The organism is Enterobacter cloacae complex sp. BZL2005 (assembly GCF_049238885.1).
GTDB lineage: Bacteria > Pseudomonadota > Gammaproteobacteria > Enterobacterales > Enterobacteriaceae > Enterobacter > Enterobacter roggenkampii.
The window spans coordinates 240,684-254,072 of the sequence record NZ_JBMKGI010000005.1; the positions used below are offsets into that span (position 1 = coordinate 240,684).

At 55.3% G+C, this 13,389-nt stretch carries 12 protein-coding genes; 6 read left to right on the top strand and 6 right to left on the bottom strand.

Features of this window, described 5'->3' with window-relative positions; translation table 11 throughout:
• The 3 genes from ACOTXI_RS12250 to zupT form a co-directional block, all read right to left on the bottom strand.
• Complete coding sequence (locus ACOTXI_RS12250) at positions 1-2,439, bottom strand: fimbria/pilus outer membrane usher protein (protein WP_058653856.1); 2,439 nt, start codon at positions 2,437-2,439, stop codon at positions 1-3.
• 78 nt (positions 2,440-2,517) lie between these two features.
• A complete protein-coding gene (locus ACOTXI_RS12255; RefSeq protein WP_058653857.1) occupies positions 2,518-3,078 on the bottom strand; it encodes a fimbrial protein in 561 nt (186 codons plus the stop codon).
• Between the two features lie 332 nt (positions 3,079-3,410).
• Positions 3,411-4,184 carry a zinc transporter ZupT gene (gene zupT / locus ACOTXI_RS12260; protein ID WP_008502969.1) on the bottom strand — a complete coding sequence of 258 codons (774 nt, stop codon included), beginning with the start codon at positions 4,182-4,184 and terminating at the stop codon, positions 3,411-3,413.
• A gap of 196 nt (positions 4,185-4,380) precedes the next feature.
• Between zupT and ygiD the strand changes: the two genes are divergently transcribed.
• Positions 4,381-5,169 (top strand): 4,5-DOPA dioxygenase extradiol, encoded by a 789-nt coding sequence (ygiD, locus tag ACOTXI_RS12265; RefSeq protein WP_023294571.1) that lies wholly within the window; start codon positions 4,381-4,383, stop codon positions 5,167-5,169.
• A 79-nt stretch (positions 5,170-5,248) separates the two neighbouring features.
• Here the strand turns inward: ygiD and ACOTXI_RS12270 are convergent, their stop codons facing one another.
• The 3 genes from ACOTXI_RS12270 to tolC form a co-directional block, all read right to left on the bottom strand.
• Positions 5,249-6,409, bottom strand: coding sequence for a glutathionylspermidine synthase family protein (locus ACOTXI_RS12270; protein ID WP_021242309.1), 1,161 nt, complete (start codon positions 6,407-6,409; stop codon positions 5,249-5,251).
• Between the two features lie 2 nt (positions 6,410-6,411).
• The gene (locus ACOTXI_RS12275; protein ID WP_008502972.1) at positions 6,412-7,077 is read right to left on the bottom strand and encodes a DUF1190 family protein; all 666 of its coding nucleotides are present in this window, start codon (positions 7,075-7,077) and stop codon (positions 6,412-6,414) included.
• 194 nt (positions 7,078-7,271) lie between these two features.
• On the bottom strand, positions 7,272-8,750 hold the full coding sequence (tolC, locus tag ACOTXI_RS12280) for an outer membrane channel protein TolC (protein WP_087855185.1): 1,479 nt from the start codon (positions 8,748-8,750) through the stop codon (positions 7,272-7,274).
• 204 nt (positions 8,751-8,954) lie between these two features.
• Here tolC and nudF point away from each other — a divergent pair, with 204 nt between their 5' ends.
• The 5 genes from nudF to parE are packed head-to-tail and all read left to right on the top strand — an operon-like array spanning position 8,955 to position 13,363.
• Positions 8,955-9,587 (top strand): ADP-ribose diphosphatase, encoded by a 633-nt coding sequence (gene nudF, locus ACOTXI_RS12285; RefSeq protein ID WP_008502974.1) that lies wholly within the window; start codon positions 8,955-8,957, stop codon positions 9,585-9,587.
• Entirely contained in the window at positions 9,584-10,006 is a 423-nt protein-coding gene (locus ACOTXI_RS12290) for a DUF1249 family protein (protein ID WP_003862516.1), read from the top strand. Before nudF ends, ACOTXI_RS12290 begins: the two co-directional genes overlap by 4 nt.
• A 27-nt stretch (positions 10,007-10,033) precedes the next feature.
• A complete protein-coding gene (gene cpdA / locus ACOTXI_RS12295; RefSeq protein ID WP_008502975.1) occupies positions 10,034-10,861 on the top strand; it encodes a 3',5'-cyclic-AMP phosphodiesterase in 828 nt (275 codons plus the stop codon).
• Positions 10,861-11,442, top strand: a complete 582-nt coding sequence (gene yqiA / locus ACOTXI_RS12300) for an esterase YqiA (RefSeq protein ID WP_008502976.1) — start codon at positions 10,861-10,863, stop codon at positions 11,440-11,442. The genes cpdA and yqiA overlap by 1 nt, the downstream gene beginning before the upstream one ends.
• Before the next feature lie 28 nt (positions 11,443-11,470).
• Positions 11,471-13,363, top strand: coding sequence for a DNA topoisomerase IV subunit B (parE, locus tag ACOTXI_RS12305; RefSeq protein ID WP_008502977.1), 1,893 nt, complete (start codon positions 11,471-11,473; stop codon positions 13,361-13,363).
• Positions 13,364-13,389: the final 26 nt, after the last annotated feature.

Here is a 13,389-nt window from a genome sequence, read left to right on the forward strand (position 1 = left end):
TTACTGACATGGCAGTATCAACTGCATACTGTTTTCAAGGTGTGAAGGTAACGTGAAGCGGCACTGCTGATTGTCTCCCCACGTCACGCGAAACTGTTGTTCTGGCTCTACGGCGCCGAGCCAGACGTGGCCGTCATCGGCGACCATAGCAATCTGCCGATCGTCTTCAAGCTGGCGAACAATGGCGCCCAGCGGCGGCGTGCCAGAGGCAGTTCGTAAGATGCCTGCGATATCATTGCCTGCACGCGTCGCAATCTGACGGTACCCGATGGCACCTTCCGTCCAGGTTGAGGTGACGACGCGGGTGTCAACGTCTACGCCATCGGGCAGGTTGTTCATATTGACCTGCACGCTGGAAGGCGAATAGCTGGAGATGGACGGTAAAACGCCAATCCCGAAGCGATTGGTTTCATCCCGCGACATGTTCAGCGGGATGTTGCCTACGCCATCGGTACTGACCATCACGCGCGGCTCGTTACCGTAGCTGCGGCGGTGCAGCGCAGCGCCTTTAGCCGTCGAGGTGAATGAACCGGTCCAACTGGCACTCAGGGAATTGTATTCGTTAGCCTTAACACTCCCGGAGAGATTCAGGTCGCCATAAGGAGAATAATGTTGATAGTTGCCGCTCACCTGCGCGCCGGCATCTGACTTCTCGCTTTCGGTACCTGCCGAAACGCCCCAGGTGTTGTTGCGGTCTGATGTGTCATACCACGATACGTTCTGACTCAGACTGTCGCTGTTGCGCAGGTCGTAATTCAGACGATGATCGGGATCGAGCGGTACGCTCAGTGAGAGATAGAACTGCGTATCGTCGTCTTCGTCTTCATAGTGGGTTTTACTCCATGACACGGTGAGGCCCAGATTTTTCCAGCGACCGATATCAAAGTTATAGCCTGCGGTCACGCTGCCCGTCGTGGAGGAGGAATCGTTCCACCAGGTTTGACGCAGCATGTTCACATAGAGGTTGAGCGATAGCGCCGAAATGTACTGGCTTGCCGTCACGCTGAGCGTCTGTTTTTCTGACTGCCGATCGTTATTGTCATCATCCAGAAAACGGGCGTAGCTGAGAAACTGCGGATCGGAATAGCGATAACTGGCGAGCGTAAGCTGGCTGCCGGTGGTATCGAAACGCTTACTGTAGTTGAAACGGTAGCTGTAACCTGTCTGGCTATTCTGATAGGGCAACTGGCTGGTCGCCTGAGTCACGTCAAAAGAGAGCGCGCCCAGGTACTCCATGTTTTGACCTATTCCTACGGCAACGGACCGGTAGCGATCGCCATCGGCGAGTGTACCGCCGTAGAGGGAGGTTTGTGACAGCATCCCCCAGGAGAATTCGCCGCTCATAAACGCGTTATCTTCAACGTCATGCGAGGCGTCTTTGCGTGCTTTTCCTGCCGCCAGCTTATAGCGAACCTGACCTTTGCGGGTTAAAAAAGGCACCGATTCCGCAGAAACCTGGAAGGTGCTTACGCGCCCATCTTCTTCTGTCACTTTGACGTCCAGCGTACCCTGTACAGACTGGTTTAGATCCTGAATAACAAACGGCCCTGGCGGAACGTTGCTTTGGTAAATGACACGGTCAGCCAGGCTAACCGTTACCGTGGCGTTAGTTTGCGCGAGGCCGGTAATTTGTGGCGCGTAGCCGCGCAGCGACCATGGCAGCATGCGCTCATCGCTAATCAGGGAGGCTCCGGTATAGGTGAAGGCATCAAAAATAGCGGACTGGAAATCCGTTTCACCCAGTGTGAGTTTGGCTCCGAGCGAGGGGAGAGGACGGAACATATAGAGGCGTGAAAAGCGCCCGTCATTCTCTGAACCTGCGTCGGTATGGGTTTGAGTATACTGATAATCACCGCGCAGTCGCCACGCGCCCATATTCGCGCCGGCAGTGCCATAAGTGTTGACGTTATCCGTGCTGCTGCCATCGTTCGGCTGGTAATGACTGGCAAAAAGATTGTAATCCAGTAGTACGCCCGGCACGCCGTTGTCCCAGGTTGAAGGGGGCATCCAGTCTGCGGCACGGTACTGTAACCAGGCCTGAGGTATCGTGACCTTCAGCGTCTGGCTGGATTGCTCAAAATAAAATTTAATATCCGGTTTTGATGCAAAGTCGACGCACCCGTCTTTTTCCGCCAATGCGCTACGGATATTGTCCTGCAGAGCAAATGTATCGGCCAGTTCAGGTGGAATACAGACTTGTACGCTCTTGTCTATCTCCTGCCAGCGGAGCTGCCAGCCATTTGCCAGCGGGATATCATTAATTGAAACGGTAACAAAATAGTCGCCTGGTGTGATCGATATTTGATCTTTAAAAAGAGATAAATCAACGCTGCCACGCTGATCTTTATCGATGGCATTGATGTTAAATTCAGTGGCGGAGGCAAGTTCCGCCATAAACAGGGACGTCATAATAATTATGCATTGTAATTTATATGTCATCGCCCTGTTACTCAAATAAATACATTCAACGCCGGCTGACATTAAATGCCAGCCGGTTTAATTTGAAACATGGCGTAGTTATTTATACGCCAGAATATAGTTGGCTGTAGCTTCCACCTGGCCAGCAGTCGCCGTTTTACCCGTTACCACTTCCATTAATGCTTTGAAGTGCAGCGTTTGAGTCGTTGAACCTGCCAGCAGAGCAACCTCATTAGCAGCACCCAGCGTAATGTTGGCTTCGGCGTTATTCAAAAGACGAACGCCCACGTTCTGTGCACCACTTGCATAGGTATTGGTCATCAGACTGGTGTCGGTCGCGTCTGTCGCTGAGCTGGTAAACGTGACATCGACTTTGGTCACTGGTGTATCAGTCTCGTCGGCCGGATCGTCAAGCTGGCAGTTTTCCAGATTGATATCAACCGGAACTGCGGAAGACTTCTTGTTGGCATTGATCACGGCTGTGGTCACTTCGCCGAGATCGACTTCTTTATCAACGCTGTCTGGTGCAATGCTGCAAGGCGCATCAATAACAACGCCTTTGAATTTGATTTTTCCCGACCCCTGCTCGGCAGAAAAGGCGGAACCCGAAACTGCGGCAGCGATAGTTACAGCTAATAGAATTTTTTTACCCATATACATGAAAATATCCTTTTTCAAACGAATTCATACTCTGAATATAAGTTTCAAAACGCAAATGGAGTATATGGGAGGACGAAGGGGAGATGCGATTACTGCATCTTAAAGCTATTTTAAGATTATATTAATATATAATTAATGTTGATTGTAAGCATCGGCTAACATTCATAATATATGCAGTAACTCAGATAATGGACTGATAAAATTTCATCATTCTATTTCTATAAGCTATATATTTTGCAAGGGCTTTGTTGGCAACAAAATAACGTATCATTTCTATCTATATCTTAACGTTTCGAAAGTCTGCCTCCGTATTATACGGAGGCAGACTAATCCTAACCGATACCTGCAGATTGCAATAACACCAGGCTTAAGCCCATGACTGACATTCCGCACAGCACGCCATAGCTGGGGTTGTTATTGGGATCGATCTCTTTCGCCAGCGGCATTAATTCATCGACGGAAAGCGCCACCATAATCCCGGCAACTGTGGCCATAATGGCGGCCATCACGACAGGGGAGACCAGGCTTCCGAGAATCAACCAGGCCAGGACACCGCCGAGGATTTCAGCCATCCCGGAAATTCCTGCCCAGAATACCGCGGTACGTTTCGAGCCCGTGGCGGCATACACCGGTCCGGCGACCGCCAGTCCTTCAGGAATATTGTGTAAGGCCACCGCCAGCGCGATGCCAAAGCCCATTTCCAGATTGCTGCTGGCCGTCACGTAGGTCGCGACCCCTTCCGGGAAGTTATGCAGGCTAATCCCCAGCGTGAGCAGAACCGCCGTTCGCTTAATATTCCGCGGCACAGGCGTTACGTTTTTCTGCATTAAATCCTGCGGATGCGCGTGGGGCAGCATCCGGTCGAGGGCAAAGTAACCCAGCAGGCCAACGACAAACATGCCGTAGCCCAGCAGGGGAGACATCCCGTCGGTGCCCAGCGCAGCAGGGAGCATCTCCATCAGGGAGATAAGCAGCATGATCCCGGCAGCAAAGCCCAGCGAGAAGGCCAGCACGCGGTTTGACGGCTTCTGACCAAGCACGCCGAGGATTGCGCCGATAAAGGTCGCGGCGCCCGCCAGTATGGTCAGGATCAGAGGGACTGACATGGATTGCTCCTTATGATAATGATTATCATTAATATAAATGATTCATTTCTGGCAAAGCGAGGGGCGAACCCCGGCTTTACACATTCCTTACATTCAAAATTCCTGATGATGATCTTCACGCTTATCAGCGTTCATCTTTTTCCGATTGCGCGTAATGTAGCACCATTAAATTGACACCTTCTGTAAGGATATCATCATGACTTCATCCCGTATGCCAGCCCTGTTTTTAGGCCACGGCAGCCCAATGAACGTTCTGGAAGACAACGTCTATACCCGCGCATGGCGTCATCTGGGCGAGACGCTGCCGCGTCCAAAAGCGATTGTGGTGGTATCTGCGCACTGGTTCACCCGCGGCACGGGCGTGACCGCCATGGAAGCGCCAAAGACCATTCACGATTTTGGCGGCTTCCCGCAGGCGCTGTATGACACGCACTATCCGGCCCCCGGCTCGCCTGAGCTGGCACAAAGGCTGGTGGAACTGCTGGCGCCTGTTCCGGTTGCGCTGGATAAAGAAGCCTGGGGCTTTGACCATGGCTCATGGGGCGTGCTGATAAAAATGTATCCTGATGCGGATATCCCGATGGTGCAGCTGAGCATCGACAGCACCAAACCGGCTGCCTGGCATCTGGAGATGGGGCGCAAGCTGGCGACGCTTCGTGATGAAGGCATCATGCTGGTGGCAAGCGGCAACGTGGTGCACAACCTGCGTACGGCGCGCTGGCATGGCGAAAACACGCCATACCCGTGGGCGACCGCTTTTAACGACTACGTTAAAGCGAACCTGACCTGGCAAGGCCCGGCTGAGGCGCATCCGCTGGTGAACTATCTGGAGCACGAGGGCGGTTCGCTCTCTAACCCGACGCCGGAGCATTTCCTGCCGCTGCTGTACGTGCTTGGCGCATGGGACGGTGAGGAGCCGGTTACGATCCCGGTCGATGGATTAGAGATGGGAAGTCTGAGTATGCTGTCGGTACAGGTAGGGTGAAAATATGCCCGGTGGCGCTACGCTTACCGGGCCTACAAAACCGTAGGCCGGGTCAGGCGAAGCCGCCACCCGGCAGATCTTACTCCACAAAAATATGCGGGTAGAACCGCGACAGATCCTGCGTGATCAGCGCGCGATCTTCGCGAATGCCAATTCCGGCAGGTTGATCGTTAATGAGCCAGCTGCCAATTAGCGTATAGCTGTCGCCAAATTTCGGCAGTTGATAGAACGCCTGGACGATCATCCCTTCCTCGCCGTAAGGCCCTTCAACCGCTTCCAGCGTTTTACCGTTTTCGATGATCGACACGTTAGCGCCTTCGCGGGAGAAGATCGGCTTAACGACGTATTTCTCCATCTGCGGGTAATCATCTTCCGCAAAGTACGCTGGCAGCAGGTTAGGGTGATTCGGGAACATCTCCCACAGCATCGGCAGCAGGGCCTTGTTGGAGATAATGCTCTTCCAGGCCGGTTCCAGCCAGCGCACGCCCGCATCTTCCAGCTTGGTGGAGAACATCTCGCGCAGCATGTACTCCCACGGGTAGAGCTTGAACAGGTTGCTGATGACCTGATCCTGCATGTCCGTAAACTGACCTTTTTCACCCAGGCCGATATCCTCGATATAGAGGAACTCGGTCGCCACCTCCGCTTCGGCGGCGCAGTCCTGCAGATACTGAACCGTGCCACGATCTTCTTCCGTGTCGCGGCAGCAGGCGAGATGCAGCAGGTTGAAGCCAAACTGCTCGCGCAGCTCGGCAAAGCGCTCGATCAGCTTCTCCTGCAGGCTGTTGAACTGGTCGCTGCCTTCCGGCAGGTTTCCGGCGTTCATCTGGTCTTCCAGCCAGATCCACTGGAAGAATGCCGCTTCATAAAGGGAGGTTGGCGTATCGGCGTTGTTTTCTAAAAGCTTCGGTTCACCCACGCCGTCCCACGCCAGATCCAGGCGAGAGTAAAGCGAAGGCTGATTCGTTTTCCACGACTGGCGGACAAAGCTCCAGGTGTGCTTTGGAATGCGAAACTTGGCCATCAGCTCGTCGCTGTCGATGACTTTTTCCACCACCTTGAGGCACATCTGGTGCAGCTCAGCCGTGACCTCTTCCAGCTTCTCAACCTGGGCCAGGGTGAGCTTGTAGTAAGCGTCTTCACACCAGTACGGCTCGCCGTACATGGTGTGGAAGTTAAAGCCGTACTCGGTGGCTTTTTCGCGCCAGTCCGGGCGCTCGGTAATACTGACTCGTTCCATGATTAGCCGCCCATTGAGCGAGTAGAGGTGCCTGATGCACTGCGCTGCATGCTGGTCTGTTTCGCCACAGACTCACCAAACCCGCCGCGGGTGATGGTGCTGGTGGTCGCAGGCTTCGGCGCCATCGCGGTTTTCGGTACGGTTACGGTGCGGCCCGGAGTCGCTGCGCCGTAGCCTTTACCGCTGGCATCGGTATATTGACCGTAAGCCGGGCTGGCCGGGTTTTTCGAGCTAAACAGCGGCTGCTGCTGGTAGCCCGCACCGCCGCCCATAAGACGGCCCATCATGTAGCCTGCCATCAGCGGCATCCAGAAGCTGCCGCTGGACTGCGCCTGTGCCTGATTTTCAGGTGCCGTGCCTGCCTGAGCCGGTGCCTGCTGGCACTGACCTTCACCAAATTCCGCTACGCAGTCTTCGCGTGAGGCATATTTCGGCGCGGTGCGTTCCGCTTCTTTCAGCGCGTTGGTGTAGGCCGTTTTACATTCGGCCGCTTTGCCGGTTGCGGCGGAGCAGTCGTCCGCGTTTTGATACAGCGAAACCGTTTCATCGTTTTTCTCACAGCCTGCCAGCATAAAGACAGCGGTAACCGCCAGCGCAACAGGGGTGAGGTGACGTGCGTTCCAGCTCTTGCGGAACGACGCGTGATTGATCGTTTTTGTCCGTTTCATGTTTGTCTTCCAGGACCCAGTGGTAATAACGCTCAGGATAGAGGATGAGTGGTTGAAAATGAAGCGAAGAGGGGCGGAATCAGGGGGATCTTTACGTTGGCTTACGTTCGAGGGGGATTTTGCGCCGGGTGGCGCTGCGCTTACCCGGCCTACGATTCAGTAGGCCCGATAAGCGAAGCGCCATCGGGCAATGCTTAGTTACGGAACGGATTATTGCCCTTGCTGGCAGGCGCTGTGGTGCGCGCGGCAGCAGGCTGTGCAGCAGGGGTAGTGCTGTTAGCGTTGAAGTTATCAACCGCGGCAACCTGCTCCGGGTTCTCCGGTGCAACGCTGTCCGGAGAGGTGGAGACCGGCTTGCCCAGTGCGCTGTTCAGCATCTGCAGGTCTTGCTCGTTCAGCGTACCCAGAGCCTGCTTAATGTTCAGCTGGTTAATCAGGTACTGATAACGCGCGCTGGAGAGCTGCTGCTTCGCGTTGTACAGCGTGGTGGTCGCGTCGAGCACGTCAACGATAGTACGTGTACCGACCGAGTAACCCGCTTCCATCGCGTCCAGGGAGCTCTGTGCAGACACAACGGCCTGTTTATAGGCGTTGATGCTGCTGATTGAGGCGTTCACGTTGTTGAAGGATGAACGTACGGTCTGCACCACGTTACGATGGGCGCTTTCCAGCTGCTCGCTCGCGCCAACAAAGTTGTACTGCGCCTGTTTCACCTGGGAGTTAACCTGACCGCCCTGATACAGCGGCAGGGAGAAGCTCAGGCCCACCTTGTTCTGGCCCATATTGCTGTCGTCATACTGGGCAGAATTGGTTTTAGAGCCACTGTAGGTGGTGTCAGAAACGCCGGTAGATGCGCTCAGGCTCAGGGTTGGCAGATGGCCGTCCTGCGCCTGACGAATTTGCTCGCGGGCCAGGTCCTGGCTCAGGCGCGCCTGCAGCAACGTCAGGTTGCGGTTTTCCGCCTCTTTCAGCAGGGCGTTAACGGCCTGCGGCTTATCCGTTTTGAAGCTGTCGACGTTCAGGGAGGCCAGCTCAGGATAGTAGTTCCCGGTGACCTGACGCAGGGATTCCAGCGCGTTGTCGAGGTTATTACGCGCGGTCACTTCGTTGGCCAGCACGGTGTCGTACTGTGAACGGGCGTTCTGCACGTCGGTGATCGCCACCAGACCCACGTTGAAGCGCTGGGTGGTTTGATCTAACTGACGGTAAATGGCCTGTTTCTGCGCTTCGGTGTAGGAGAGCGCGTCAATGGCGCTCAGCACGTTGAAGTACGCCGTAGCTGTGTTCAGGATCAGCGTCTGCTGGTCGGTCTGATAAGTCACATCCTGGATGCCCGCGCTCTTTTCCTGCAGGGTCAGGGCACGCCATTTGGACATATCAAACAGCGTCTGTGTTAATTGCAGTGAGGCACTGGTAGCATTGGAATTTACGCCGTTAGCGTCGCGGAAACCGTTGCTGTAGGTATAATCTGCACCTAACCCTAACTGTGGCAGCAAGGGGCTACGCGCTTCGTTAATCTTTTCAAACGCAGCATCACGATCGGCCGCTGATTTACGTAAATCAGGGTTGCCCAGACGTGCCTGCTGGTAGACCTGTAACAGGTTTTCCGCCTGGCTCATTGCACTGAAGCCCGTCAGGCTCAGGCCGATAAGGATGGGGAGCAATTTCTTCATTTGCATTCCTTGTTGTGAAGCAGTATTAGCGCTGATCTAATTAAAAAATAATTGCCGATTCTAACAGAATCATCCACACCAAAAGGTTGGCGTTACGTGCCATCTGGCGGTAATTTGCACCAATCTATCATATAGCCTTACAAACGGCAGCCAAACAGCCTTGAAATTCACAATTTCATCACCATTGCTACCAGGACTCGACTCATGCAAAAACCAGAAAAGTTGCCCGTGACATTCGCCAAAAACGATGTAGAAATTATTGCACGAGAAACGCTTTATAGCGGTTTTTTTTCAATGGATCTTTACCGTTTCAGGCATCGCCTGTTTAACGGTGAAATGAGCGGCGAAATCAGACGCGAAATTTTTGAGCGCGGGCATGCGGCAGTCTTGCTACCCTTTGACCCAGTGCGTGACGAAGTCGTGCTGGTGGAGCAGATCCGCATCGCCGCTTATGACGTCAGTGAGAGCCCGTGGCTGCTGGAAATGGTGGCCGGGATGATCGAAGAAGGCGAGACGGTTGAAGACGTCGCCCGGCGCGAGGCGCTGGAAGAGGCGGGGCTGGTGGTGGGCCGCACCAAACCGGTGTTGAGCTATCTGGCGAGTCCGGGTGGCACCAGCGAACGCTTATCCATTATGGTGGGCGAAGTGGACGCCACGACCGCAGAAGGCATTCACGGTCTGGCTGATGAAAACGAAGATATTCGGGTTCATGTGGTGAGCCGGGAACAGGCTTATCAGTGGGTAGAAGAGGGGAAAATCGACAACGCAGCGTCTGTCATCGCCCTGCAATGGCTGCAGCTGCATTATCAGACATTACGAAACGAGTGGAAAAAATGAAGCGCTATACGCCTGACTTCCCAGAAATGATGCGCCTGTGCGAAACGAATTTTGCACAATTGCGCCGCCTGCTGCCGAGAAACGACGCACCCGGCGAAACGGTAAGCTATCAGGTGAGCAACGCGCAGTATCGATTAACGATAACAGAATCAACGCGCTACACTACGCTGGTGGAGATTGAGCAAACGGCACCCAGCATTAGCTACTGGAGCCTGCCGTCGATGACGGTACGCCTCTATCACGACGCGATGGTCGCTGAAGTGTGTTCAAGCCAGCAGATCTTTCGCTTCAAGGCGCGGTATGATTACCCGAATAAAAAGTTGCATCAACGCGACGAAAAGCATCAAATTAACCAGTTTTTAGCCGACTGGCTAAGGTATTGTTTAGCACATGGAGCAATGGCGATTCCGGTTTGTTAGCGTCATAAACCTACCTAAGGACACCATTTGGAAAGCCTGTTGAACCTGACTGTTGCTGGTGGGGCGCCAGTCAGGATATTACAAATCACCGATACCCACCTTTTTGCCGAAAAGCATGAAACGCTGCTGGGGGTGAATACCTGGGAGAGTTATCAGGCGGTACTGAGCGCCATTCACGCTGAAAACCGTGCATGCGATCTGATTGTCGCAACGGGCGATCTGGCGCAGGACCAATCTTCCGCGGCCTACCAGCATTTTGCTGAAGGCATCGCGAGCTTTAGCGCGCCCTGCGTCTGGCTGCCGGGTAACCACGATTTTCAGCCCGCAATGTACAGTTCTCTCCAGGATGCGGGGATTTCTCCGGCGAAATGTGTTTTTGCGGGTGAACAGTGGCAGATCCTGCTGCTGGACAGCCAAGTGTTCGGCGTCCCGCACGGTGAACTAAGCGAGTTTCAACTCGACTGGCTGGAGACCAAACTGGCGGCTGAACCTGAACGTCACACGCTGCTGTTGCTTCATCATCATCCTCTGCCAGCGGGCTGCAGCTGGCTCGATCAGCACAGCCTGCGCAACTCCGCGGCGCTGGATCGCGTGCTGGCGAAGTTCCCGCGGGTGAAAAATCTGCTGTGTGGGCATATTCACCAGGAGCAGGATCTCGACTGGAACGGACGCCGCATGCTGGCGACGCCGTCGACCTGCGTTCAGTTTAAGCCGCACTGCGCCAACTTTACGCTGGATACCATCGCGCCAGGCTGGCGCTGGCTGGAACTGCATCCCGACGGCACGCTGACCACGGAAGTCTGCCGTTTGACCGGCGCACAGTTCCGCCCGGACACCGCTTCAGAAGGCTATTGATGTCTACGCTCCTTTATCTGCACGGATTTAACAGTTCGCCGCGCTCCGCAAAAGCGACACAGTTTCGCCAGTGGCTGAGCGAGCATCACCCTGACGTTGAGATGATTATCCCACAGCTGCCGCCTTACCCGGCAGAAGCCGCGGAAATGCTGGAATCCATCGTGCTTGCGCACGGCGGCGAAACCTTTGGTGTGGTCGGTTCATCGCTGGGGGGATATTACGCCACCTGGCTCTCGCAATGCTTTATGCTGCCCGCCGTGGTGGTTAATCCGGCGGTACGGCCATTTGAGCTGCTGCGGGACTTTCTTGGCGAAAACGAGAACCCCTACACCGGCCAGCAATATGTGCTAGAGTCACGCCATATTTACGATCTCAAAGTTATGCAGGTCGACCCGCTCGAGGCGCCGGATCTCATCTGGCTGCTGCAGCAGACGGGTGATGAAGTGCTGGATTACCGCCAGGCAGTGGCGTATTACGCCTCCTGCCGCCAGACTATAGAAGAGGGCGGAAACCATGCTTTCACGGGCTTTGAGAATCATTTCACCCAGATTGTCGATTTTCTTGGACTGCACAGCCACTGACAATCAATGCGAATTGCTAGTTTAAATCATGACGCAAACCTATAACGCTGATGCCATTGAGGTCCTCACCGGGCTTGAGCCGGTTCGCCGCCGCCCGGGGATGTACACCGATACGACGCGCCCAAACCATCTGGGCCAGGAAGTTATTGATAACAGTGTGGACGAAGCGCTGGCGGGCCATGCCAAACGCGTTGACGTCATCCTGCATGCCGATCAGTCGCTGGAAGTTATTGACGACGGGCGCGGCATGCCGGTGGATATCCACCCGGAAGAGGGCGTCCCGGCCGTTGAGCTGATCCTCTGTCGTCTGCATGCGGGCGGTAAGTTCTCCAACAAAAACTACCAGTTCTCCGGTGGCCTGCACGGCGTGGGGATTTCCGTCGTCAACGCCCTGTCCAAACGCGTGGAAGTGAACGTCCGTCGCGACGGCCAGGTGTACAACATCGCGTTTGAAAACGGCGAGAAAGTGCAGGATCTGCAGGTTGTCGGCACGTGCGGCAAACGCAACACCGGCACCAGCGTCCACTTCTGGCCTGACGAGAGTTTCTTCGACAGCCCGCGCTTTTCCGTATCCCGCCTGACGCACCTGCTGAAAGCCAAAGCGGTGCTTTGCCCGGGCGTGGAAATCACTTTTAAAGATCACGTTAACAATACCGAGCAGACCTGGTGCTACGCCGATGGCCTGAACGACTACCTGTGCGAAGCGGTAAACGGCCTGCCAACGCTGCCGGAAAAACCGTTCGTCGGCAACTTTAGCGGCGATACCGAAGCGGTGGACTGGGCGCTGCTGTGGCTGCCGGAAGGCGGCGAGCTGCTGACCGAAAGCTACGTTAACCTGATCCCCACCATGCTCGGCGGGACCCACGTCAACGGCCTGCGTCAGGGGCTGCTGGACGCGATGCGCGAATTCTGTGAATACCGTAATATCCTGCCGCGCGGCGTGAAGCTGTCGGCGGAAGATATCTGGGACCGCTGCGCCTACGTGCTCTCCGTGAAAATGCAGGATCCGCAGTTTGCCGGTCAGACCAAAGAACGTCTGTCGTCACGCCAGTGCGCGGCGTTTGTCTCCGGCGTGGTAAAAGATGCGTTTACCCTGTGGCTGAACCAGAACGTTCAGGCGGCAGAAATGCTGGCCGAAATGGCGATCTCCAGCGCCCAGCGTCGTCTGCGCGCCGCGAAGAAAGTGGTGCGTAAAAAGCTGACCAGCGGCCCAGCGCTGCCGGGCAAGCTGGCGGACTGTACCGCGCAGGATCTCAACCGCACCGAGCTGTTCCTGGTGGAAGGGGACTCGGCGGGCGGGTCGGCCAAGCAGGCGCGCGATCGTGAATACCAGGCGATCATGCCGCTCAAGGGTAAGATCCTGAACACCTGGGAAGTGTCTTCAGACGAAGTGCTGGCCTCGCAGGAAGTCCACGATATTTCGGTCGCGATCGGCATCGATCCGGACAGCGACGATCTGAGCCAGCTGCGCTACGGCAAGATCTGCATTCTTGCGGATGCGGACTCCGACGGTCTGCACATCGCCACGCTGCTGTGCGCGCTGTTTGTGAAGCACTTCCGCACGCTGGTGAAAAACGGTCACGTCTACGTGGCGCTGCCGCCGCTGTACCGTATCGACCTCGGCAAAGAGGTTTACTACGCGCTGACGGAAGAAGAAAAAGCGGGCGTGCTGGAACAGCTGAAGCGTAAGAAGGGCAAGCCTAACGTGCAGCGCTTTAAGGGGCTGGGCGAGATGAACCCGATGCAGCTGCGCGAAACGACGCTGGATCCGAACACGCGCCGTCTGGTGCAGCTGACGATCAGCGATGAAGACGAACAGCAGACCAACGCCATGATGGATATGCTCCTTGCCAAGAAACGTTCGGAAGACCGTCGTAACTGGCTGCAGGAGAAAGGTGATATGGCGGATATTGAGGCTTGATGCCCTCACCCTAACCCTCTCCCGCA

What these genes read in the sequence shown, in the direction of transcription:
- nudF (WP_008502974.1), top strand. Translation starts at nt 8,955, where the DNA reads ATGCAAAAACCAGAAAAGTTGCCCGTGACATTCGCCAAAAACGATGTA.
- zupT (WP_008502969.1), bottom strand. Translation starts at nt 4,184, where the DNA reads ATGTCAGTCCCTCTGATCCTGACCATACTGGCGGGCGCCGCGACCTTT.
- ACOTXI_RS12290 (WP_003862516.1), top strand. Translation starts at nt 9,584, where the DNA reads ATGAAGCGCTATACGCCTGACTTCCCAGAAATGATGCGCCTGTGCGAA.
- ACOTXI_RS12270 (WP_021242309.1), bottom strand. Translation starts at nt 6,409, where the DNA reads ATGGAACGAGTCAGTATTACCGAGCGCCCGGACTGGCGCGAAAAAGCC.
- ACOTXI_RS12275 (WP_008502972.1), bottom strand. Translation starts at nt 7,077, where the DNA reads ATGAAACGGACAAAAACGATCAATCACGCGTCGTTCCGCAAGAGCTGG.
- tolC (WP_087855185.1), bottom strand. Translation starts at nt 8,750, where the DNA reads ATGAAGAAATTGCTCCCCATCCTTATCGGCCTGAGCCTGACGGGCTTC.
- ACOTXI_RS12250 (WP_058653856.1), bottom strand. Translation starts at nt 2,439, where the DNA reads ATGACATATAAATTACAATGCATAATTATTATGACGTCCCTGTTTATG.
- parE (WP_008502977.1), top strand. Translation starts at nt 11,471, where the DNA reads ATGACGCAAACCTATAACGCTGATGCCATTGAGGTCCTCACCGGGCTT.
- ACOTXI_RS12255 (WP_058653857.1), bottom strand. Translation starts at nt 3,078, where the DNA reads ATGTATATGGGTAAAAAAATTCTATTAGCTGTAACTATCGCTGCCGCA.
- yqiA (WP_008502976.1), top strand. Translation starts at nt 10,861, where the DNA reads ATGTCTACGCTCCTTTATCTGCACGGATTTAACAGTTCGCCGCGCTCC.
- ygiD (WP_023294571.1), top strand. Translation starts at nt 4,381, where the DNA reads ATGACTTCATCCCGTATGCCAGCCCTGTTTTTAGGCCACGGCAGCCCA.